This is a genomic window from Microvirga arvi (assembly GCF_016892765.1).
Taxonomy (GTDB): domain Bacteria; phylum Pseudomonadota; class Alphaproteobacteria; order Rhizobiales; family Beijerinckiaceae; genus Microvirga; species Microvirga arvi.
Window position 1 is genome coordinate 87,918 of record NZ_JAFEMD010000014.1, and the last position, 22,285, is coordinate 110,202.

17 protein-coding genes are annotated in these 22,285 nt (G+C 59.7%); 6 read left to right on the top strand and 11 right to left on the bottom strand.

Translation table 11 applies throughout. From position 1 onward, the window contains the following. The first annotated feature begins 1 nt into the window (after position 1). A complete protein-coding gene (locus tag ILT44_RS11045; protein ID WP_204239627.1) occupies positions 2-772 on the top strand; it encodes a sulfite exporter TauE/SafE family protein in 771 nt (256 codons plus the stop codon). Continuing rightward, complete coding sequence (locus tag ILT44_RS11050; protein WP_239468095.1) at positions 769-2,259, top strand: NAD-dependent succinate-semialdehyde dehydrogenase; 1,491 nt, start codon at positions 769-771, stop codon at positions 2,257-2,259. Before ILT44_RS11045 ends, ILT44_RS11050 begins: the two co-directional genes overlap by 4 nt. A 114-nt stretch (positions 2,260-2,373) precedes the next feature. On the opposite strand, the gene ILT44_RS11055 is transcribed toward ILT44_RS11050, so the two are convergent. The 5 genes from ILT44_RS11055 to ILT44_RS11075 form a co-directional block, all read right to left on the bottom strand. Beyond that, on the bottom strand, positions 2,374-4,434 hold the full coding sequence (locus ILT44_RS11055; RefSeq protein WP_204239628.1) for a S8/S53 family peptidase: 2,061 nt from the start codon (positions 4,432-4,434) through the stop codon (positions 2,374-2,376). A 38-nt stretch (positions 4,435-4,472) separates the two neighbouring features. After that, positions 4,473-5,234: a phosphatase PAP2 family protein gene (locus ILT44_RS11060; protein WP_204239629.1), complete on the bottom strand. Its 762-nt coding sequence runs from the start codon at positions 5,232-5,234 to the stop codon at positions 4,473-4,475. A gap of 483 nt (positions 5,235-5,717) precedes the next feature. Next, entirely contained in the window at positions 5,718-7,292 is a 1,575-nt protein-coding gene (locus tag ILT44_RS11065; RefSeq protein ID WP_204239630.1) for a hypothetical protein, read from the bottom strand. A 535-nt stretch (positions 7,293-7,827) separates the two neighbouring features. Continuing rightward, positions 7,828-9,168: an alpha/beta hydrolase family protein gene (locus ILT44_RS11070; RefSeq protein WP_204239631.1), complete on the bottom strand. Its 1,341-nt coding sequence runs from the start codon at positions 9,166-9,168 to the stop codon at positions 7,828-7,830. A gap of 100 nt (positions 9,169-9,268) precedes the next feature. Beyond that, positions 9,269-9,655 carry a hypothetical protein gene (locus tag ILT44_RS11075; RefSeq protein ID WP_204239632.1) on the bottom strand — a complete coding sequence of 129 codons (387 nt, stop codon included), beginning with the start codon at positions 9,653-9,655 and terminating at the stop codon, positions 9,269-9,271. Positions 9,656-9,813: 158 nt separating this feature from the next. Here ILT44_RS11075 and ILT44_RS11080 point away from each other — a divergent pair, with 158 nt between their 5' ends. Then, entirely contained in the window at positions 9,814-10,896 is a 1,083-nt protein-coding gene (locus tag ILT44_RS11080) for a D-TA family PLP-dependent enzyme (protein ID WP_204239633.1), read from the top strand. Positions 10,897-10,938: 42 nt separating this feature from the next. On the opposite strand, the gene ILT44_RS11085 is transcribed toward ILT44_RS11080, so the two are convergent. The 6 genes from ILT44_RS11085 to ILT44_RS11110 form a co-directional block, all read right to left on the bottom strand. Next, a complete protein-coding gene (locus tag ILT44_RS11085; protein ID WP_204239634.1) occupies positions 10,939-11,838 on the bottom strand; it encodes a carbohydrate kinase family protein in 900 nt (299 codons plus the stop codon). Further along, entirely contained in the window at positions 11,835-12,905 is a 1,071-nt protein-coding gene (locus ILT44_RS11090) for an ABC transporter ATP-binding protein (RefSeq protein WP_204239635.1), read from the bottom strand. Before ILT44_RS11090 ends, ILT44_RS11085 begins: the two co-directional genes overlap by 4 nt. Then, positions 12,905-14,413 carry an argininosuccinate lyase gene (gene argH, locus ILT44_RS11095; protein ID WP_204239636.1) on the bottom strand — a complete coding sequence of 503 codons (1,509 nt, stop codon included), beginning with the start codon at positions 14,411-14,413 and terminating at the stop codon, positions 12,905-12,907. The genes ILT44_RS11090 and argH overlap by 1 nt, the downstream gene beginning before the upstream one ends. Before the next feature lie 5 nt (positions 14,414-14,418). Further along, the gene (locus ILT44_RS11100) at positions 14,419-15,270 is read right to left on the bottom strand and encodes a carbohydrate ABC transporter permease (protein ID WP_204239637.1); all 852 of its coding nucleotides are present in this window, start codon (positions 15,268-15,270) and stop codon (positions 14,419-14,421) included. Next, on the bottom strand, positions 15,270-16,145 hold the full coding sequence (locus ILT44_RS11105; protein ID WP_372441153.1) for a carbohydrate ABC transporter permease: 876 nt from the start codon (positions 16,143-16,145) through the stop codon (positions 15,270-15,272). The genes ILT44_RS11100 and ILT44_RS11105 overlap by 1 nt, the downstream gene beginning before the upstream one ends. Before the next feature lie 75 nt (positions 16,146-16,220). Beyond that, the gene (locus tag ILT44_RS11110; RefSeq protein ID WP_204239639.1) at positions 16,221-17,474 is read right to left on the bottom strand and encodes a sugar ABC transporter substrate-binding protein; all 1,254 of its coding nucleotides are present in this window, start codon (positions 17,472-17,474) and stop codon (positions 16,221-16,223) included. Between the two features lie 167 nt (positions 17,475-17,641). On the opposite strand from ILT44_RS11110, the gene ILT44_RS11115 reads away from it, so the two are divergent. The 3 genes from ILT44_RS11115 to ILT44_RS11125 are packed head-to-tail and all read left to right on the top strand — an operon-like array spanning position 17,642 to position 22,186. Further along, positions 17,642-18,895 carry an ROK family transcriptional regulator gene (locus tag ILT44_RS11115; RefSeq protein WP_239468096.1) on the top strand — a complete coding sequence of 418 codons (1,254 nt, stop codon included), beginning with the start codon at positions 17,642-17,644 and terminating at the stop codon, positions 18,893-18,895. Beyond that, complete coding sequence (locus ILT44_RS11120; protein ID WP_204239641.1) at positions 18,885-21,281, top strand: PIG-L family deacetylase; 2,397 nt, start codon at positions 18,885-18,887, stop codon at positions 21,279-21,281. The genes ILT44_RS11115 and ILT44_RS11120 overlap by 11 nt, the downstream gene beginning before the upstream one ends. A 5-nt stretch (positions 21,282-21,286) precedes the next feature. Continuing rightward, positions 21,287-22,186, top strand: a complete 900-nt coding sequence (locus ILT44_RS11125) for a DMT family transporter (RefSeq protein WP_372441150.1) — start codon at positions 21,287-21,289, stop codon at positions 22,184-22,186. Positions 22,187-22,285 lie beyond the last annotated feature (99 nt).

Genomic DNA, 22,285 nt, shown 5'->3' on the forward strand with positions numbered 1-22,285 from the left:
GATGTCAGTTGCGGAACTCATCGGTTTTCTCTTGCTGGCGGGCACTGCGGCCTATGCGCAGACCCTGACGGGCTTCGCCTTCGGCCTCATCACCATGGGCGGCGTCGGGCTGATAGGGCTTTTGTCTCTGCCTGATGCCGCCGTGATCGTGAGCGTGCTGACGCTCGTGAATGCCACGCAGATGCTGCTGAAAGGCTGGCGCGATGTGGCGTGGCGAGAATTCGGCTTCGTCATGGCCGCCAGCATTCCGATGCTTTTTGTCGGCTATTGGCTGCTGGAGTGGCTTGCTGGAACCCGGGCCGATCTTCTGCGCCTGATCCTCGGATTCGTGATCATCGTCTCGAGCTTGCAGTTGGCGCGAAAGCCTGAGCCTTTGGCGAAGCAGTCGGGAGAGGGATCGTTCCTCTTCTTCGGTGCAATCGCCGGTCTCATGGGAGGGATGTTTTCAACCGCAGGACCGCCGCTCGTCTATCATTTCTACCGCCAGCCCGTGCCCCTGGTGAAGATCCGGGAAACCCTCGTCACCGTCTTTGCGCTCAACGCTGTTTTCCGCATCGGTCTCGTGGTGCTATCCGGCGATCTGCCGTCAGGCCCGAACCTGACGGGCCTTCTTGCCATTCCAGCCGTGATGAGCGCGACCTATCTGGCACGCCGCTGGCCACCTCCAGTTTCATCAAGTACGATGCGCCGCATCGTGTTCATCCTTCTGTTCCTCTCAGGCGTGTCGCTCGCAGCGCCTGCTGCCATTCATCTATTTGGAGCTATGCCATGACTGCCCATGCTAAACCTTTGGATCGTCGTGTTGTGGAGTTGCGGGATACCTCGCTTTTGGTGGATCGGGCCTATGTGGCGGGTGAGTGGGTGGAAGCGCCGGACGGGCGTACCTTTCCTGTCACCGATCCCTTCGACGGGGCTGTGATCGTCACCGTGCCTGATCTTGGCCCCGAGGTCGCAAGGCAGGCCATCGACACGGCTCACTCGGTGCAAAAGGACTGGGCACGGCGCACCGCCAAGGAGCGCAGCGCCATCCTGCGCCGCTGGTACGACCTGATCATCGCCAACGCCGACGACTTGGCCCTGATCCTCACCACCGAGCAGGGCAAGCCGCTTTCCGAGGCCAAAGGCGAGGTGATCTCGAACGCAGCCTACATCGAGTGGTTTGCCGAGGAAGCCAAGCGCATCGATGGCGACGTGATCCCCGGCGCCACCCCGAGCCAGCGCATCGTGGTGCTCAAGCAGCCCGTGGGCGTATGCGCCGCCATCACGCCGTGGAACTTTCCCAATGGAATGATCACCCGCAAGGTCGGCCCGGCGCTCGCCGCCGGTTGCACCATGGTTCTCAAACCCGCAGCCCAGACCCCGCTGTCGGCGCTTGCCCTGGCCGTGCTTGCCGAGCGGGCGGGTGTGCCGAAGGGCGCCTTCTCGGTGATCACAACCAATGACGCCAAGCCCATCGGTGAGGAGTTCTGCCACAACCCGAAAGTGGCCAAGATTACGTTTACCGGCTCCACTAATGTGGGCCGCTGGCTGATGCGTGAGGCGGGAGGCAGCATTAAGCGCCTATCGCTGGAGCTTGGGGGCAACGCGCCCTTCATCGTGTTCGACGACGCGGATCTCGATGCGGCAGTGGATGGGGCGCTCGCGTCCAAGTTCCGCAATGCCGGCCAGACCTGTGTGTGCGCCAACCGCATCTATGTGCAGGAGAGCGTGGCCGAGGCCTTTGCCGAGAAGCTGGCCGAGAAGGCAAGAGGGCTGAAGCTTGGGCGTGGCACGGAATCCGGCGTGGCCATGGGGCCACTGATCGACGCGCGGGCCGTGGCCAAGATGGAGGAGCATGTGGCAGACGCGCTGGATAAGGGCGGGCAGATTCTGGTGGGCGGCCGCCGCTCGGTTCTAGGCGGCACGTTCTTCGAGCCCACCGTGATGACGGGCATCAACCAGAGCATGAAGGTGACGAAGGAGGAGACGTTTGCGCCCTTGGCACCGATCATCACCTTCAAGGACGAGGCGGAGGTGATCGGGATGGCCAACGCGACGGAGTTTGGTCTGGCTTCCTACTTCTATGCCCGTGACATGGCCCGCGTGTGGCGGGTGGCGGAGGCATTGGAGAGCGGCATGGTAGGGGTGAACACGCCAGCGCTTGCCAACGAGATGGCGCCCTTTGGCGGCGTGAAGCAGTCAGGTCTTGGACGCGAGGGTTCCAAATACGGCATCGAAGGCTTCCTCGAAATCAAATACATAGCGCTCGCAGGAATGTGAGGTCGCAAGAAAAGGCGGCAAACAAGGGCTTCAAGGCGCTGCTGCCTTCGTTGACTTGCGGCTTCTAGAGCTGATCAACAGGAGGGAGCACCCGACGGGCATATGGTGGCTGCTCTACCTCTTTACTGTGACCGGGCGAACGGGTGGAAGGATGATCCGGCCCGCGCCCCCTCTTTCAGGCGAAGGCTTGGGGGCAGGAAGGAGGACTTCATTATTATAGGCGAGCTTCCGAACTGCCTTTCTGTTCCCGGCCCGTCCACTGGCGAGCTCGCCGGCAATCCAGCGGGTGATCAACGGTGCCGAGACGCTCGTACCGTTCATCGCAACGACCGATCCGCTGCGTGTCCCAGCACCAAGGACACCGGCGTGAACCAGAGAGTCGTCGCTTATTGTCAGCGCCTCCGGCCCGCGGCGATGTGCGGATGGGGCGCCGGCTGGGGGCGTGATCGGCCCGCCAGCGGAATAGTAGGGTGGGCGAAGCTCCTGCCTTAACAGCCCTCCAATCACGACCGTTTCCTTTCCAGTCGCGATTGCATTGATCATGCCTGCTCGCTTGACGAGACAGGATGGGTCGTCTTCTTCAATAGGACGACCTGCTTCGTCGTAACGTTTGTAGCAGGGGTGATCGAAGTAGGCTTGCCGCCCGCGACGTTGATAGCCATAGGGTGCATCGTCTCTCTGAACCCAGACTTCGATTTTCTCCTGGCTCGAAAGCCCGTTATTCGTGAGGGTCAGGATCCATACACCGTGTGGTGCCATCGGGTCGACAGGGATGGGCGAGTTCTCGGCCTCGATTCTTGCTGTGGGCTGAAGCGAGATCAGGAACATCCCACGGTTTGTCGGCGCAGGGAAAAAATAATATCCTGCATTACAGATCACCTGCCCATTCGTCTCGAGCTCAAGAATCTGGTTGTCGTTCTCCATCAGCGGCGGACTGATCTCTCCGGCCGGAGTCTCAATCGTCAGTCTCACCCGGTTGCCTGCGACAGCGGCATGGGGGAGCCATATCTCGACGAAACTCGGCGTGTGATCGTCAGGCAGCATCCGCAAGGGGAGGGTCACCTCATCGGAAGCGGACCCAAACGCAATCGTCGCATGCGCACGGGCAAGGTGGCTGTTGCCGGACGGAATGACAAGCCTCATCGGCTTGTTGCCGGCCTTGCTGTTATGCTCATGCAGGATTTCGTCGATTGCCAACTCTATTTCGTGTGTGCCGTCGTGAGGTCCAGCCAGCAGCCCGTAGCTGAAGTTGATAACGATCGGCAGGCTCTTGCCTGGTCCGGCAATTTCCTGAGCCTTATCGCGAATGTATTTCACCGCATCGACGGCATACGGCGCTAGGCTGGCGCCTGAGGAATCGGCAGTCGTCGCGGTTGGGAGTTGAACGCAGACGATCCGCCAATCGGGTGCCTGATTGGGTTCCCATCCACAGGCGATATCCATTACATGGGCTCCGTGCGAAGCTCGCCAAGCCAGGCTCTTCCGGCCGTCCATTGTGAAATCGGCGAGTTGCAAGCGACGATAAATTTCGTCTTCGTCAACCAAGTCGCCTTGCCGGCAGGTCACGAGCAGATTGTCGATGACCGGCTTTCTGATCTCTCGGCCGTATTTGAAGCCGCTCAACCCTCCGTCATAGATACCGTCCTGGATCCAGACACACTCGACACGGGTCTGAGAGACCGCTTTACGGAAGCGTTCATGGGCAAAGGGAATGCCATCATCAATGATGCCGACGATGACGGTCTTGGCGGTTGCTTTTGTCGAAGTCAGGGGCTGGTACCGGCGAGCCTCTTGCTCCGTCGTATCAGCAACTGAAGAGGCGGGCAGGGGCGGGCCGAGGGTGAACCGATCGAGACTCTGGAGGAATGGCTCGTATCTGGCTTCGGTCAAGAGACTGCGTGTTTTATCGAAGGGTAGGAATCCTGTCGTGAAGCGCTCCGTTTCGCGAGGCGCATCTTCCGACAGGTGAGGGAGATCGGAGAGTTCCCGCCAAAGCGCCCAAGCCTCGTCATTCCATTTATTTTCCCGCTGCCGCAAAAGCACAGGAATTTTCTGTTTGTCAAAGGAAGGCAGGATAAAATCCGACAGGCCTGGGCCCCAGGTCCAAAACACGTATGGATCGATAATTGATCTAGGAATTGGGTTGTATGGAGGTGGGTCGAGCTTCCAGCCCATCGGATGCTCCTTCTTTCAAAGTTCAGGAGGTCTCGGGTTCAACTCCATTCCTTCTTCGCCTTGTTCCAGAGCCATGTGAGCACATAGGATTGATGCGCTGGATTGATACTCTGAGCGGTGGAGTCGTACTGGACGGAATATCCCGTCGCGATCGGCATGGACTTGAGTTGCTCCGTATTCACGTCATAGAGTTCGTGCCAGATGAAATCGCTACTGGGCGGATACTTCGTGCCTTCGAAGCGCCATGCACTGTAGCCTGCTGCACCGGAGCAGCGATTGACGAGATACTGGCCAAGAGTCAGGCCGAGAACCGCACCGGCGGCGCTGTCGACGGGAAAGTGCACTCCTGCAATGGTCCGATTGATGGCGATCCTTGCCGCCAGACGAAGGAGTTGCGTGCGCCAATCCAGGGTATTGTAACCGACTCTTCCTGAGGCGCGCATCACGTTCCAAAGAACCAATGCAGCCACGAACGCCTCCGTTGCATGGCCGCTCGGGAGAGATCCATGCGCCGGGGTCATGATCATCGGTTGGATTTGCGGCGAGTATTCAAGCGGGCGGCGGCAGGCGAGGCCTTGCTTGAGCCGCAGGTGAACGAACATTGCAAGACGCAGGGCTGCCGCTAGAAGCTCCAGGGTATAGGGTGTTCGGTCAGGGTGGAGTTGACTGACGGAGCTTAAGAAGGCCAACCCGCCACCCATTTGCGCCAGGATCTCGGATTGTCGATCAGCCCGCAGTTCGGCGTAGGAGTTGATGAGCGCAAGTTGTGAATTGAAAACGGTCCTCCTTGGGCGTGCCATGAGAATAAGCGGCTTATAGACCGGCTTAGGGGCATTTTCTCCGCTAGGGGGGGGAACCTCAAGATGCCACACGGCCATGTGCCTCGGGTGGATGGTGGCATCCTCCAGCGTAAATCCGAGGCGTGAGATCATCTCGACATCGATGACGCCCGCCCGAACCCACGGCGACCACCGCTTAAGATTCCTGCCATCTTCTCGGTGATATGGTCCAGGCGGGATGTTGGAAGGCAGCCAATTGCCGGCTATTCCGTCGCGGCTCCGGATGAGGCCATCGCTTATCAGAGGTGAGTCGTAAATGGCTCCGCTGACACCCCCGACGCCTCCAACGCCTCCAACACCGCCCACTCCACCGACCCCGCCTACGCCTCCGACCCCGCCAACCCCTCCCACTCCCCCGACGCCTCCGACGCCTCCGAGAGGCCCGATCCCTGATGAAAAGTAACTCACGTTGGTCCTCTCCCTTTTCACTCCGCGCAAAAAGCGTCACTCGGGCACGCCGGCACTCTGGAGTACCGAAGCCCATTCCTCGCCTATCTCATATCCGGAACTGGGCGTGCGTTCTCTCCAAGTTCGGATCGTGAGATGCGGCTCCAACTGCATGAGCCTTTCGACGGTGCGCCGCGCGTCGTCATGAAAACCGAGCTGCCACTGCGCAATTGCCATGGCGCGAAGGGTCGAGGTATGTGTGCAGTTGGACCTCAGCGAGCGCTGCGCTAGCTTCAGGGCACGATCATATTGATGTGCAGCCAAGTGAGCAGTCGCGGAAAGAGAGTCGTAGAAGTAGCGGTGAGGATCGAGAGGCGACAGCTTCCGAGCACGCTGCGTGCAACTCACTGCCTGCTGACCTTCACCTTTGAAGGCGTGCAGGGTGCCTTTGAGCAGCCATGCGAGCGAGTCGTTTGGATTGGTCAAGAGGGCAAGCTCATAGCGCTCTTTGGCGATATCGAGCTTCTTCAGCAGATTCGTATGGACAAACCCGTCTATGGCGAGTGCTAGAGAGCAGTGTGGATCGATATCCAAGGCTTGTTTCGTGCATTGGAGGGCGAACTGAGCGTCCTGCTGGGGGTTCTCTGACCAGCCCTGCTGGACTCTCAGGACATGCCATTTGGCAAGCCAGGCCCGAGGTATGGCTTGCCGTGGTGCCCGTTCGATGAGAGCTTCCAAAAGCTTGCGGGCCTCGTCAAAGTCGTATGGCGACAGGCGATGCATGAGGGCGACAGCGGCAATGAGAAGCGTATAGCTTTTCAGGGTGGGTAGAGCCTGCGATTGAGCGCGCTGCAATTCGCTGACCATCACGGCAGTGCTCACATTGGCGGCGATCTCGTCAATCAGATCCCGTTTGCCGGAGATGACGCTTGCCAGTTGGCCCTTGTATCGCCCTGCCCATGCGATCTGACCCGATTTGGACTCCGCGAGCTCGACCTCTAAAATGGCCTGCGAGCTTCTGATGCGATAAAAGCCCGAAAGAACATAGTTTGCATTCAGGTTGGTGCTGACTTGAGCGAGGGTCGCTCCCCTGTCGCGGAAGACAGTCGTCGATAGACGTGATATCACGTGTAGTTCCGGGGAGCGTGAGAGATCCTGAATGAGCTCCTCTGCAAGAACCTCTCCGAGGATGCTATGCTCGTCTTCTATGCCGTGCGTGGTAAACGGGATAACGGCAAGCGTCGGAAGCAGATCTTCGTGAAGTGTTCCAGGTTCGATCACCGGCTTCGGGCCAGGTGGTCCAATTCGATAGGCTCGGATGGGATACGGCATATGCTTGAGATAGCACTCGCCAAGATCCTCAACGTCTGCATCGAGATCTGCTGTGAGACGGTCGCGTACATTCGCAGATATGACGATCTCGCCGGGGCCCGCCAGAGTGAGGATTCTGGCTGCCCTGCTTACCCCTCGCCCATAAAGATCAGCATGATCGATGATGACATCGCTGACCTCGATCCCCATTCTGAGCATGATCTGCCGGTAGCCCCGAACCTTGACGTCGACTTTCGCTCTGAATTGATAAAGCCGCAGAAATGGCAGATCGAATGTCGTCGAAATCCAGCAGGAGCCCATCCCCCAGTCCCTTGGTGAAACGGCCATTATGCTCAGGAAGGATGTGGGTTCTGACGTGTTCGACGAATGCCAGCCAGCGCACGATGAAGCTTGTCTCGTCCTGCTCCACAAGACGAACGGATTCGACAACATCAAGGATGAGAACCGCCCGATTGGCCCGTACGGCAACAGGAAGCGGCTCTTCAAATTGCTGACCAATCTGCATCAAAGAAATCTCGCAACATTGTTCCTGTCCGCGGCGTGGCACAGATGGAATAGAAGACGATGTTGGAAATCTGTTTTGTTTGATCCTAACGCAAGTAGGCTCTGTTTTATAGTCTAGGAGTGGTTACTCACCTTGCTTATGGGGCACGACTGAAGAGTTCTTGGATTATTTTCATAATTACCTATGTACGGTCTTCCCCTGAGACGGCAGGACCAGCAGGGACTTTCGTATCTACGAGCTTGTGGCAGTCCATAGACGCCGGCAAACCCGAGCCCTTGCCCCGGGAACGAAGGCCCGGCAGTTGCCGGGCCCTTACAGTTGGATCAACAATCAATTGGTGCTTCGCTTCTTGTGCTCCAATATCAACCCAACGGCGGTTCGATTTGCGAAACCTTTCCAATAGGTATGCTCGGGCTTGAGCGAACCGTCCTTGTTGGCCGCGAAGACCCCGTCACTCGCCCGCTCTACTGGTAAATCCAGATAGCTGCCAAGTTCCGCGTCCGCTTTCACATAGCGGCCCAGAAAAGCCGTGACGAAGTGCTGCGTGATGTTGTTCATGCGCACTGTGTCCCACACCGGATCGGCATAATGGTTGAAGGGTGTTGAGTTGCCACTGTCCATCATCTGCCAGCTCTCGACCGGCGCCGGGATAGGTGCTGCGGCATTGTGATTGGCGTTCTCAAAGGTGAGCAGATACCGGTCCGCATTGACAGTGCCTGTGTAAAGCGTCCGCACACCTTTCTCATAACCTGAAACATCATCTTTGCTTCCGGCCACGTAGAGGATTGGTGCCGTAATTCCGGCAAGTCCCTGATCGTTCCAGAAGCCGCGTTGCATGCCCCACGGTGCGATGGCAACCACAGCCTTGATTCGCTCGTCGCGCAGCTTTTTATGCGTCTCGGATCCAGCCAGATGCAGGGATAGCATACCTGCCGGAACGCCCGAGTCATACGCGACGGCTTCCTTAGTGACACCGGCTCCAGCAGTGATGACCGCCCCGTAGCCACCCATCGAGTAGCCAATCAATCCGGTCTGTGAGACGTCGACCAAACCGTTCAGGAAATGACCATTGTTCTTCGACAACTGATCCAACGCATTGAGCACAAAAACCTGGTCGAGAGGCCGATTGATCAGCGTCGAACCGAACTTGCCTTGGTCGGTATAAGTGGAATCCGTGTGGTCTATGGCTGCGATCACATAACCTTTGGTTGCCAGATTCTCAGCCAAATGGCTCAGAAGGAAGCGATTGCCCGGGTAGCCATGACTGATGATAACCAGCGGGTAGGATGAGCCGGTGCCGGCGGCCCGCTTGGGCTGGGCGTCTCGTACAGCTTTGCCGTAGAGCGTTACCTGTGTTTTGCCATCGCGCAGATATACACCGCTATACGCGCCAGACTGACTTCCTTGCGTTTCGGCCGGATACCAGACCTCGAGCGTGAGCTTGCGATCAAAGCGGGGTGGTTCCTGTCCGGCTGTTGCCTTCGAGACGTCGATCTGGTCCTTGTTGGTCACTTCGATCGTGCGGACACCGATCCCATGCTCCCCAGGCTTGGAGAGAGCCGGGGCATCAGGACGGATCAAATCGATACGGTTGTGATGGTTCATGTCCTGCGCGAGCGAGGGAGAGGTGATTGCCAATAGGGTGAAAGTTGCCAATGCTGCGCTTCTCATGAGGCATCCTCCTGGATGGAAAGGCGTTTGGGGAATACCGAGGGATGGGTTTCTTCCCGGCTTCTGGCAGAGCAATTCTCGAAAACCCGATCAGGATGGTTCAGGCGGAATTAGCGCCTGCTTGTGGCGCAAAGAACGTGTACTGGGCTTTGATCAGGGCTTCCAGGCCAGCCTTGGATCCGTCCGTGTAGTACCATTGCGCGAGTGCTGCTGATCGCGAGTACAAGCCAATTTCAGCTTCCGCGATCCGGCATTGCATGTCGGAGAGGCTGTTGAAGCCCTTTTCAAGAGCAATCTCTTCCGAGCTTCTTGGCTGACCGGTCTTGGGCCCAAGCGGCGGCTGCATCGGTGTTGACGGATGGGAGGCGAAATCCCGGCCTAAGATGTCCAGAACTCGAAGGAGTGGATTTTGCGTCAGTGGGTAAAGCACGGGAACCGTCTCTGAAGGCATTTGTCCGGACCATATTAGTCGAGGATGCCAGTCCATATAGCGGGCGCCTTCCTGAAATTAAGGGAAGGTTAATGACGAAAGTGACGTCGCGGAGGGTGGTTTGGAGTAGCCTCAGGAGAGGCAAGACAGTTCTCTTCCGATGCTCTATTGTCCTGCCAAATTCAAGGACAGGGCAGTAGAGGGCAGTGCAGGCCATGAGCATCGAGGATCTCAAAGCCAAGGTTGCGCGTGAGTTCGGGACACCTGCGGTTGTCATCGACCTCGATGTCGTCGAGCGCAACATTGCCAGAGTGCAGGAATTATGTGACGCTGCGGGTGTTGCCAACAGGCCGCATATCAAGACTCATAAGAGCCCCGTCATTGCATCCATGCAGCGCGATGCCGGCGCCCGTGGCATTACCTGCCAGAAGATCGGCGAAGCCGAGGTCATGGCCGAGGCTGGGCACGATGACATCCTGATCGCCTATAACATCCTAGGTGAGGAAAAGCTTGGCCGGCTTGGCCGGCTGCTGTCTCGGACGAAAATGACCGTTGCAGCCGACAACCCTACGGTAGTCGCAGGCCTGCCTCAGGCCGCTGCCATAGGCGGGCAAGATCTGGGTGTGGTGGTGGAGTGCGATACCGGACGCAAGCGGGCAGGCGTCGAGACGGTTGAAGAGGCCGTGGCCCTCGCCAAGGACATTGCATCACGTCCTGGTCTTTCATTCGCGGGGTTCATGCTGTACCCGCCTGAAAACGCCATGAGAGAGACGCAAGCCTTCCTCGACGCGGCCACGGCCGGCATCCGTGAGTTCGGTCTCGAGCCGCAGATCGTATCATCTGGAGGGACACCCAATCTCCTCAATCTAGGCAAGATCAATGGCGTGACCGAGCACCGGGCCGGAACATCAGTGTTCAATGACCGGATGATGCTGGCAGCCGGTGTAGCGCATCTGCAGGATTGTGCGCTGACCGTCTATGCCACCGTCGTCAGCCGGGCGGGGTCCGAGCGCGGCATTCTCGATTCCGGATCGAAAACCCTGACGAGCGATACGGGTGGGTTGGAGGGACATGGCCTCATCCTCGAGCATCCACAGGCGAAGATCGCCCGCTTTGCCGAAGAACACGGTTTTCTGGACCTGTCAGGCTGCAATGATCGTCCCAATGTCGGCGATGTCGTTCGAATCGTCCCCAATCACGTGTGTGTTGTCGTCAACATGGTTGATCGGCTGGTGACGGTCCGTGGGAATGAAATCGTCGGCGAGTTGCCTGTCGCAGCCCGTGGGCGTCTGACCTGACAGGCGACACGCGCGTAGAGAGGGGACACACAGACGATTGATCTAACGAGCTGCCTTTGTTGGGGCGCCGCCGACCGATTGAACGGAGCGGGATCCAGACTCTACACCTGCGCCAAGACTCTCGCGAAGGTCGTGCCCCTTCAGCCAGGCGTGCAGAAAGCCGGCATTGAAGGCATCGCCGGCTCCGGTGGTATCGACAACGTCGACAGGAAGCGCTCCGGCACTGGCAGAGCCCGAATTGTCATATGCCAATGCTCCCTGCTCGCCGCATTTGAGTACGACGAGGGAAAAGCTCTCCCGGAGCTTACTGAGAATGGCGCGTGGATCATCCTCGCCCGTCAGGGCACGCCCCTCCTCAAGGTTCGGGAAGAGAATATCGATCCCCTTACAGGTCTCAAAGAACGCATCATCCTGACGGATCAGCTGGTCGTCCCAGCTTGGATCGAGCGAAATCGTGAGGCCGCGATCCCGGGCCATGGAAATAACACCGGGACTATCCTTAAGCGTCGTAAATTCCGCGATGTGCAGATGAGCGACATCCGGGTCAGAGAGTGCCTGCTCCAAGTTGGCTGGGCGGGAGCCGCCGGCACGACGGGATACGAAGGCCCGCTCTCCGCCCTGAACCAAGGCTACAGTGGGCTGAGGACCGGCATCCTCGGCGCGCTCCACAAACGAAAGATCGATGTCACTGGCGCCCAGTTCCCCTTCCAGAGCGCGTGACAGGGGGTCCATTCCGAGCCGGGAGAGAAGAGCCGCTGGCCGCCCGAGCGCCACAAGATGGGCGGCCGTGATATAGGCTCCACCGCCGGCTGCAATCGTTACATTTTGAGCAAATCGCTCCCGGCCCAGCGCCGGCATCTCGTTCAAGCCCGTGAAGATGATGTCGCAGTAGGTTCTGCCAAGGCACAGAACCTTGCTTCTCCCGCTGGATGCCGCACTCATCGGGCCGCCAATGCCTTTTCGGTCGCCTTGTCGAAATAGTACAGGCGGTCGACCGGTGCATGCAGGGTCAGATGCTCACCAACCTTGGGGATCAGTCGGCCCGGCGCCGAGCCGATGATGGTCTGCCCGTCATTCTCGATGTGAACAAGTGTTTCGGACCCCAGGGTTTCAACGACGACCACGGCGCCCGAGAGAGTCAAGCCCGCTGCATCGCTTCCGGTCGGCATGAGATCCTGGGGACGAACGCCGACGAGGACCTCAGGCGTCGTAGCCATGGTTGCCGTCGCCGGCAGGGATCCGCCAGCCGACAGCTCAATCCGATTGTTCCGAACAGCGCCCGGGAGCAGGTTCATGGTCGGGCTGCCGATGAACCGCGCCGTGAACACATCGACCGGGCTCTCGTACAGCTCGAGCGGGGAGCCGACCTGCAGGATTCTGCCTTCCCTCATGACGACGATCCGGTCTGCCATGGTCATGGCTTCCACCTGATCGTGTGTCACGAAGACGGAGGTCGTGCCGAGCCTGTGATGAAGGCGTTTGATCTCGATGCGCATCTGGGTGCGGAGCTGCGCATCGAGATTGGAAAGCGGCTCGTCGAAAAGAAAGGCCGAAGGATCGCGGACCATAGCGCGACCGATAGCGACGCGCTGGCGCTGGCCGCCTGACAGGGCAGAGGGGCGGCGCTCCAGCAGATGAGTAAGCCCCAGTGTTTCGGCAACCTGCGCGACGCGCGCGCGCTTCTGGCTCTTCGAGAGCTTGGAGCGGTAGAGCCCGAAGGCGATGTTGTCGGCAACCGTCACATGCGGATAGATCGCGTAGTTCTGGAACACCATGGCAATGTTCCGCTCCTTGGGCTGGAGATCGTTCACCACGCGCCCATCGATGCGGATCTGGCCGCCGGTAATCTCTTCGAGACCCGCGATCATTCGGAGCGTTGTGGACTTGCCGCAACCGGAGGGGCCGACGAGCACCACGAATTCTCCGTCCTGGATCGCAAGATCGATTCCATGAACGACGGTGGTACGTCCATAGGCCTTGACCAAGCGATCGATTTCAATGGTCGCCATCAGCGAGCTCCGAGAAGGGCGGTGAAACGGGAGTGGAGATCTTCGGCCGATGCGGTCTCACGCAACTGGGCTGCCTTCATCCGGCTTCTGATGCTTGAAATTTCCTCTCGGTAGCCAGAAAGGGCCTGGGCCAGCGCCTTGGGAGCCGGACCGCCGAAGCGGTCGCGGACTCGAACGAAGTTCTCAGGAGACACGATCTCGGCGAAGTTCTCTGGTCCGACAGAGCTGCCGCGGCCTGTGCAGTGCTTGAAGGCATTCTGGAACGCTTCGTAGCCGTCCGTCCCAATATCGCCGCCGATGCTCACGACGGATCGAGAGACTTCTGCGGCGATTTCGTGGGCCTCCCGGAAGGACAGCCCCTCCAGTCGCACCAGAGTGTCGGCCAGTTCGGTGACCGTGATGCAGCTGCGGCGAATGTTTTGCCGGACCCGGTCACCGTTGATATGCAGAGCCGGAACAAGCGCTGCCAGGAGATCGAGAACACGCCCGCCGCTTTCGAATGCACCATAGCCGAAGCCCTGGCTCTCGCCCTCGCTGTCGTTCATGTCCGTAAAGGGCGTATTGTGCATGATCGTGATCATGGCCTGCGCCCGCCCAACCGTCTGCGATGCCAGATGGCGCATGTGCTCGATGGGAACGGGATTCCGCTTCTGCGGCATGATCGAGCTGATCTGCACGAAGGCGTTGGGCACATAGACCTGTCCGACCTCGAAGCTCGTCCAGAATTGCAGGTCCTGGATGAAGCGGCCGAGATGAAGGAAGACCAATTCAATCGCCGAGTAGGTGGACGTGATGTAGTCGATGGATGCGATGCAGCCGTAGGAATTCTGCAGCGGTCGGCTGAAACCGAGGAGGTGTGCCATCAGATCCCGGTCGATGGGAAAGCCGCTGGTGGTGATGGCAGCGGCTCCCATGGGGCTGCGGTCGACGATGTCGCGCGCGGATTCCAGGCGGGCAATGTCGCGCAGCAATGTTTCCAGAACGGCGGAGAGATAATGGCCGAAGACGGTCGGTTGCGCCGGCTGTCCATGGGTGTAGGCGACGATAAGCGTCTTGCTTTCCCGCTCGGCTACGGAGGCCAGCGTTTGGGCCAGATGGGCCAGACGTTCGAGCAGGGGATCGATCCGATGCTTGAGGCCGAGCTTGAAGAGGGTATGGTCGATATCGTTGCGGGAACGCGCCGTATGAAGGCGGCCGGCAAGATCCGGCCCCAGGCGGGTGCGAAGCTGTTTCTCGATGAGAAAGAAAAAGTCCTCCACCTCTCCGGTGTAGGTCAGGCTGCCGACATCGACCTCGCGGTCGATCGCCTCAAGGGCTTCGGCGATGGGACGGGCCTGCTCTATGGTGAGAATGCCTGTTTGATAGAGCATTACGAGATGAGCCCGGTCGATCAAGCGAAAGCCTTCGACATGATGATCCCTGGCCCCATCGAAGAGAGGGCGAAGCACGGTCTCCTTGTAGACTGGATCCGGAAAGACGGAGGTGTCGTTGAAGGTGCCTGTAGTCATCGGCTTTAGCCTTTGAGTCCGGCGAGCATGACGCCCCGGACGATGTAGCGCTGGAGGAAGAGGAAGATGATGAGAGTGGGAAGGGTCGCGATGCTGGCGCCCGTCATGATCTTCTCCCACTGTACCGACTGTTCCACTGCGAAGCTGGAGAGACCGACGGGCAAGGTGTAGAGTTCGGCGCTCGTGGTCACGATGAGCGGCCAGAAAAAAGCAGTCCAGTTCCCGAGGAAGGTGAAGATCGCAAGCGCGGACAGGGCAGGGGTCACCAGCGGCATGGCGATCTTCCACCAGATGGTGAACTCGTTGAGACCATCGATGCGTGCGGCCTCGAGAAAATCGTCCGGCACGCTCTCGAAGAACTGCTTCATCAGGAAGGTCCCGAACGCTGTCATCATGCCCGGGAACATGATGCCCCAGTAGCTGTCGATCCAACCGAACTGGCTTGCCATGAGATACCAGGGCAGAACCAGCATCTCGGTCGGGATCATCAGGGTGGACAGGATCGCGATGAAAACGATGTAACGGCCCCGGAATCGGAATTTCGCCAGCGTATAGCCCACCAGGCTGTCGAAGAACACATTCGAGAGGGTGACGATGATCGCCACGATCGTGGAGTTGATGAACCAGCGCGTGAAACGGCCGTCGCTCAGGATCTCGATATAGTTGTCGAGGGTTGGCGCAGCCGGGATGACGCGCAGGTCATAGACCTGGGAGGCATCCTTGAGTGAGGTGGAAAGCATGAAGAGCAGAGGCGTCACCATGATGACGCCGCCGATGAACAGCAAAGTCCAGGTGATGATCCTGCCCGGTCTGACCCGCGCCATCGGAAGAGCCTGAGAGGAGGCAGTGTCTTTCATCAGCGGTCACTCATGAGGCGCAGTTGGACGAGGGAGATCATGAGCAGGATCAGGAACAGGACAACGGTCTGAGCCGCGGCGTATCCCATTTCGTAGGAGCTGAAAGCGGTCTGGTAGATCATCAGAACGAGGGGCTTGGTGGCGTTCAGAGGTCCGCCGGGATCGTTCGTGTTGATATTGTAGACCTGGTCGAAGATGCGAAGGAATCCGATCGACGAAAACACAACGAGGAAGACGAGGGTTGGCTTGAGCAGCGGAAGCGTAATCTTCCGCAGGATCGCGCCTTCCGAAAGGCCGTCGATGCGGGCGGCTTCGTAGTAGGTGATCGGAATCGCCCGCAGGCCCGCGAGGAAGATGATGATCTGAAAGCCCAGGCCCGCCCAGATTGCCGGGGCCAGCACCGCCGGCAGCGCCTGAGAGGTCGAGCGGAGGAACGGCTGCTGGGGGATGCCGAAGCCGGAAAGCATGTCGTTGATCACGCCGATGGGGACCGGCTGGTAGAACCAGCGCCAGACCCAGGCCATCGCCGCTGCTGTCGTGAGGAACGGAAGGAAATACAGCGCGCGGATGAACGAATGCATGAACCGCACCCGATCGAGATAATAGGCGACCACGAACGAGATCAGCAGGCTGATCGGCGTGCCAAGGATCAGGTAAAGGAAGGTATTGCGAAATACCTGCCAGAACAGAGGGTCCGCCAGAAGTCTCTTGTAGTTCTGAAGCCCGACGAAGGCGGCGGGCTTCGTGATGGTCCAGTCCGTGACGGACAGGTAGAAGGCCTGGAAGGTCGGCCAGAACCGGATCACCACGTAGAAGAGGAGAGGAACCGCGAGGAAGCCCCACGCCCATATCAGCTGTTTCTGGCCAAGGCTCATCCTTGACCAGAGGCCGCCGGTCGCGGCCTCCCGATGTGCGGCAACGGACATGAACCTGTTCCTCGCGGACTGGGCTTAGCGCTTCGCGCGGTCGATGATCGCCTGCTCGGCTTCAGCGGCCTTGGCAAGCGAGGTCTTCGGATCCTCGCCACCGATCAGAACGCGGTTTGCCATGTCGATCGCCACCTGCCGCTGGGCGGCCTCGTCCTTGAACAAGGTCGTATGCGAATACTCCAGACCCTTGAGGAACGGACCGTAGATCGGGTTGGCGATGTTCTCCGGGGTCAGAGCTGCAGTGCGGCGCGCAGGCAGCTCGCCTACGACATCCATCCAGATCTTCATGGCCTCCGGTGAAGACACGTAGCTGAGGAACTTCTCGGCGGCTGCGAGCTTCTCGCCCTCCGCTTTCGTGGTGATCGCGTTGGCGAAATAGCTGGCATAGTTGCTGCGCACGCCCTGGGCGTTGGCGGGGAGTTCGGTCACGCCCCATTCGAAGGCTTTGATCGTGCCGAAGGAGCCAAGGCGGAACGTGCCATCGATGGTCATGGCGGCGAGGCCCGCGCGGAAGGCGGCCTGTCCGTCCTCCATGAAGCCGGCCTGGCCGACTTTGTGCTTCTTCTGGAGATCCGTATAGAACGTCAGCGCCTTCTGACCTGCCTCGTCGTTATAGGCAACTTTGGTGTCGTTCTCGGTATAGGGAACACCGCCGAACTGACGGATCAGGACTTCGCGCCACCATTGGTGATCCTGCCCGCCCATGTCGAGGGTCATGCCGGCGGAAACGATATTGCCGCTGCCGTCGCGCTTGGTGGTCTTCTCGGCTGCGGCAACAAGCTCGTCGAGGGTCTTGGGCGGGTTATTGGGATCGAGGCCCGCGTCCTTGAAGGCCTTCTTGTTGTAAAAGAGCGCCAGCGAACGAACGGCGGTCGGCAGACCGTAATAGTCGTTCCCGCGCTTCATGGCACTCACGATCGGGAAGAAGTCGCGCTCGATGTCGGCGCTCGGAAATGCTTCCGCGCGCAACGGCCGGATCATCTTTCCCGAAATGAAATTGTCGGTCCAGCCGTAGAAGAGCTGCACCACGTCCGGCCCTTGTCCGGCGAGAATCGCGGCGGCGACTTTCGTCTGGTAATCGGCATAGGGGAAGGTCGTTTGCTTGACCTTGATGTCCGGATTGGCCTCCTGGAACTTGGCGATCAGCTGGGTCATCGCCTTCACCCGGGTGTCAAAGACGTATTGCCAGTATTCGATTTCGACCGCCTTGGCTCCGGAACAGGCTAAAGTGGCGAAGCCCAGGGCGACGCTCGCAAGCATGTGACGATAACGCATATCCCTCTCCATTATTGCTGGCGCCGAGCGCCCACGCTTCTCTGGTCGCGGCCTTCGGAGGACCGTTCCGAATGCAAGGCTCACTTAGACTTAAGGACCTGTCAATAAGATAATTCACTTGAGTTATTCATTGACCCAAGCCATCGTTGTACGGTGGAGTGGTGGAGATGCCGAGAAAATCCAAAGCTGCGGCGCGATCGACGATTGGAAGCAATCCTGAGCGGAACCGCTCTCATAACCGCCGCGTGGTGTTGGATGTCGTACGCCAGTTTGGACCAGTCGGGCGTATGGAAATCTCCCGGCATGCCCATCTGAGCACCCAAGCGGTCTCTAATATTGTCGATGATCTCGTCTCGGACGGACTGCTCATCAAAACAGGGCGGCTGAGGGCAGGGCGCGGATTGCCGCCGATCCAGTTCGCGGTCAATCCAAATGGCGGCATGACAGCCGGAATCGAGATCGCCGCCGATCATGTATCCACCCTTCTCGTGGGGATGGATGGCCAAGTTCGTGCCCAGCGGACTCTATCGATTCAGCGGAACGATCCCAAAACTGTGCTTCCGGTTATCAAGGCCGAAATCGAGGCCGCGCAAGCGCAGATGAAGACTCCTGTGCCACAGCTTCTCGGAGTCGGCGTCGTGATGCCCGGTCCGTTCAACGTGGAAGGCATGACATCCGTCGGGCCGACGACGCTCTCCGGGTGGTTGGATTTCGACGCGGCCACCGGCATCGGCCAAATGCTCGGCTCGCCCATCACCCTTGAGAATGACGCTACGGCAGCAGCTGTCGGCGAGCGCCTTCACGGCGCAGCGAAGGATTTGAAGAATTTCTGTCTCATCTATTTTGGGCAGGGACTTGGTCTCGGCATCATGATCGACGGCCACCCTTATCGTGGGGCCAACGGCAACGCAGGCGAGATTGGACACGTGCTGGTGGAGAAGGGAGGGCGCCTCTGCTCCTGCGGACAGCACGGTTGCCTTGAAGCCTACGCGTCGATCCAGGCCCTGACCGAGAGACTGGCTGGTGCCGGGATCAACAACGTCGACTATTCGCGTTTGGAGCGACTCCACAGCGAAAAACATCCCGTCATTCAGGCATGGATCGAGGAGGCTGGTGGTTATCTCGCGCCGCAGATTGCCATGCTCGAAAACTTGTTCGATCCCGAGGCCATCGTGATCGGCGGCGCTCTTCCACCGGGACTCCTGGAAGATCTCACCCAAGCCATGCAGCCGCTGCCCTTGTCGGTTGCGCGTCGTAGGAACCGGAGCGAAGCGCGCCTGCTTCATGGTCGGACGGGGCGGCTTACGGCAGCTCTCGGCGCCGCCGCCTTGCCGCTCCTGGAAACGATGACCCCCCGGCTTGATACGGCCCATGCAGCCCGAAGTGAACCACCGAAAGAGGAGATCTCTCTTGCTGGATGACCGCAGCCGTCTCGCCCGCGCCGTTCATCAGCCGGCACTGGTCCGCCTGCATCGGGCATTGAGCCGGTTGCCGTCCGTGCTCACCGTCATGAACACGGGTGCGCACCCGGACGACGAGATCAACGGCATGCTGGCGGCCTTGCGCTTCGCCTTCGGCATGCGCACCGTGGTCGCCTGCTCCACCCGAGGAGAGGGCGGCCAGAATGCCCTCGGCCCGGAGCGGGGAGGCGCCCTCGGCGTGCTCAGGACCGCCGAGATGGAGGAAGCCGCGCGCCGCATGGATGCCGACGTGGCATGGCTTGGTCACGGCCCGGACGATCCAGTGCACGATTTCGGCTTCTCCAAGAACGGCGACGATACCCTCCGGCGATGGGGCGAGGAGCGCATCGTCGAGCGTCTCGTCCGAGCCTATCGGCAGTATCGACCGGACATTGTGATTCCCACATTTTTGGACGTGCCCGGCCAGCACGGACACCATCGTGCCATGACGCGAGCCGCCGAGAAGGCCCTCATTCTGGCCGCCGAGCCTTCTGCCTTTCCGGAGCATGCAGAACTGGGGCTTCAGCCGTGGCAGGTGTCCAAGTTCTATCTGCCGTCCTGGTCGGGGGCGGGCTATGCCTACGATGACGAGGTACCGCCGCCGAACACCACTCTTCGCATCCAGGTTGATGGCGGTGATGAGGTCACCGGTTTGGCGTACCGGCAGCTCGGTGAGTGGTCGCGCGCGGCGCACGCATCGCAGGGGATGGGGGTCTGGCGGGACAATCCGGTCGATCAATGGAGCCTTCACCTGAAGTGTCAGGCCGAGGGCGCCTCAATCACGGAAAGCGACATCCGCGATCATCTCCCTGCAACCCTTGCGGATCTCGCGGTCACACCCGGCCTGACCGATGCTGCCGCAGCCGCCTTGCGGGAGGCCCAGACGGGTCTCGATGCTGCCATAGCAGCCTTCCCGGACCGCAGGGGGATCAGCGAGGTGCTCACCCGAGCGGCACGGCTGATTGAAGAAACACGGGCGGGTGCGGATCGGAATGCCGTCGATCAGATTGGTCATCGTCTCGACCGCAAGCTGCGGGAGATCGATGCCGCTCTTTTCGAAGCCCAGGCGAACGCTGCCCAGGCGATCTTCACGGGCTCAAGCCATCCAGATTCACGAATCGCCTTGGACGTCCACATCGATGCTCCCGGCCTCGCGAATCTCGCCGTCACTCCACGGCTTCCAGATGGGATCGAAGCCAAGGAAGTCTCCCGCGAACCGGGACACATTCAATATACAATAGAGATACCTTCTGCGGCGTCCCTCACGGGCAATTACCCCGTAGCCTTCGACCCTCTCGGTGGCAACGGTCAGGCCGGCATTCAAATCTCCGGCGAGGTTGGCGGGCGGACGATCCGGGTTGATCTCGATCCCGAGGAGCCTCTGAAGATTGGCCCGTTGCAGTCGCTGCTCCTTGATCCCGCCATGGCGATCATCAGGACGACTGAGCAAGCGCCGACTATCCGTGTTCACGCGGTCGGGGCCAATCCGACGGATTGGCAGGCTCCGGACGGATGGAGCGTCCGGCGGCAGCATGGGGATTGGATCATCGACCCGCCCCGAGAGGTGAATGCCGGAGTTTCCAGGTTCATTCCCATCGTGGACGGCAGATCGGCTAGCACCGTCCAAGCCATCGCCTATCCGCATATCCGGCCCACTTCGTTCACCGCGCCAGCGGAGTTCAAGGTTCTTGCCCTCGACATCACTCTTCCGGTGGGTGCCCGCATCGGCTATGTCGGAGGCGGAAGTGATAATGTCGGTCTCCACATGCGCAGCCTCGGTCTCGACGTGACGGATCTCGGAGAGGCAGAGCTGAAGGCCGGATCTCTGTCAGAATACACCACCATCGTCATCGGCATCTTTGCATTCGGACTGAGACGTGATCTCAAGGCTGCGACGAAGCGGTTACATCGGTTCGTGGAGGAGGGTGGTCACCTGGTGACGCTCTATCACCGACCGACCGATCTCTGGGATCCCGATCATACCCCGCCACGGCGCCTGGCGATTGGTTCACCCTCGCTCCGGTGGCGTGTGACCGATCCTTCGGCTCCCATAACGGTTCTGCAGCCCGAAAGCCCGCTGTTGAACTATCCCAACCGAATTGGAGCGGCAGATTGGCAGGGCTGGGACAAGGAGCGGGGGCTTTATTTCGCCTCGGACTACGATCCAAGCTATGAGGAGTTGCTGTCACTGAGTGATCAGGGGGAGAGCCCTCTCAAGGGATCCCTGGTCTCGGCCCGGATCGGTCTCGGACGCCACACCCATATGGCTCTCGTACTGCATCACCAGATGGATAAGCTCGTCTCAGGCGCTTTCCGGCTTCTGGCGAACCTGGTGCAGCCGGCCTGAAGGATATGTCGGCTGATCTGGCAAGTTCTTCTAAGGCGACTGCGGTGCCGCTCTGGCGTAGCGCAGGGTGGCTTCTGGTCGACATGGCGCTGGTCACGACGATGCAGGCCATCGTCAAGGTGCAGGGCGAGACCTATCCAGCCGTTCAGCTTGTCTTCCTTCGCTCCCTCGTCGGGCTCTTGTCGGTGGCTCCGCTCGTCTGGCGCCACCGCTCGGAGCTGACGAAGCTTTCGAATCTCCGCGATCATTTGATCCGCGTGGGGTTCAATTCGGCGGCCCTGACCTTCAATTTTGCTGCATTTACAGCTCTTCCGCTGGCGCTGGTGACGGCCATCGGCTTCACCCGACCTCTCGTGCTCATGGGCATGGCCGCGATCCTGCTCGGGGAACGAGTCACGAGGATCCGTTTTGCGCTGACAGGGGTGGGGTTTCTTGGTGTCCTGATCATGGTGCGGCCGGATACCATTGCATGGAATGTGGGGCTGGTCGCTGCTTTCGCATCCGTGGTGTTCGGCTCCATGGCGGTCGTGCGGACAAGGCGTCTGGCCGGAGAGAGCACGGTCGTCCTGATGCTGTTCTACACCGTTGGCCTCACCCTCCTGACTTCGATCCCGGCGGCCATCGTCTGGGTGCCCATCTCCTGGACCGAGACACCAACCATCATCCTCATCGGTGTTTTGGCACAACTGGGCCAATATTGCTGGTTGAGGGCTTACCAAAAACAAGAGGCCCGTTTCCTTGCGCCGATCGGGTATCTGTCCATCCTGTTCTCGGGACTCACAGGATGGCTTTTTTTCGCCGAGGTCCCCACACTTTCGCTATGCATCGGCGCAGTTACCGTCATCCTGACGACTTCACTGGTTACACCTGTTGAGCGCTGGTTCGAGAATAGACGACCTTTGTAGAATCGTTCGAATATCGCCGCCTCGGGTACGCTCGGGCCTACTTGAACGGTCAGGCCTCCCGGTCATTTACATGGGATAGGTCGAATGCCGTAGATGAAC

Bases quoted from the DNA above. Each gene is read 5' to 3' on its own strand.
- ILT44_RS11115 (WP_239468096.1), top strand. From the start codon at position 17,642: ATGCCGAGAAAATCCAAAGCTGCGGCGCGATCGACGATTGGAAGCAAT.
- ILT44_RS11075 (WP_204239632.1), bottom strand. From the start codon at position 9,655: ATGGACTGGCATCCTCGACTAATATGGTCCGGACAAATGCCTTCAGAG.
- ILT44_RS11125 (WP_372441150.1), top strand. From the start codon at position 21,287: ATGTCGGCTGATCTGGCAAGTTCTTCTAAGGCGACTGCGGTGCCGCTC.
- ILT44_RS11060 (WP_204239629.1), bottom strand. From the start codon at position 5,234: ATGGCACGCCCAAGGAGGACCGTTTTCAATTCACAACTTGCGCTCATC.
- ILT44_RS11100 (WP_204239637.1), bottom strand. From the start codon at position 15,270: ATGAAAGACACTGCCTCCTCTCAGGCTCTTCCGATGGCGCGGGTCAGA.
- ILT44_RS11090 (WP_204239635.1), bottom strand. From the start codon at position 12,905: ATGGCGACCATTGAAATCGATCGCTTGGTCAAGGCCTATGGACGTACC.
- ILT44_RS11055 (WP_204239628.1), bottom strand. From the start codon at position 4,434: ATGGGCTGGAAGCTCGACCCACCTCCATACAACCCAATTCCTAGATCA.
- argH (WP_204239636.1), bottom strand. From the start codon at position 14,413: ATGACTACAGGCACCTTCAACGACACCTCCGTCTTTCCGGATCCAGTC.
- ILT44_RS11070 (WP_204239631.1), bottom strand. From the start codon at position 9,168: ATGAGAAGCGCAGCATTGGCAACTTTCACCCTATTGGCAATCACCTCT.
- ILT44_RS11045 (WP_204239627.1), top strand. From the start codon at position 2: ATGTCAGTTGCGGAACTCATCGGTTTTCTCTTGCTGGCGGGCACTGCG.
- ILT44_RS11080 (WP_204239633.1), top strand. From the start codon at position 9,814: ATGAGCATCGAGGATCTCAAAGCCAAGGTTGCGCGTGAGTTCGGGACA.
- ILT44_RS11065 (WP_204239630.1), bottom strand. From the start codon at position 7,292: ATGGGCTCCTGCTGGATTTCGACGACATTCGATCTGCCATTTCTGCGG.
- ILT44_RS11085 (WP_204239634.1), bottom strand. From the start codon at position 11,838: ATGAGTGCGGCATCCAGCGGGAGAAGCAAGGTTCTGTGCCTTGGCAGA.
- ILT44_RS11105 (WP_372441153.1), bottom strand. From the start codon at position 16,145: ATGAGCCTTGGCCAGAAACAGCTGATATGGGCGTGGGGCTTCCTCGCG.
- ILT44_RS11110 (WP_204239639.1), bottom strand. From the start codon at position 17,474: ATGCGTTATCGTCACATGCTTGCGAGCGTCGCCCTGGGCTTCGCCACT.
- ILT44_RS11050 (WP_239468095.1), top strand. From the start codon at position 769: ATGACTGCCCATGCTAAACCTTTGGATCGTCGTGTTGTGGAGTTGCGG.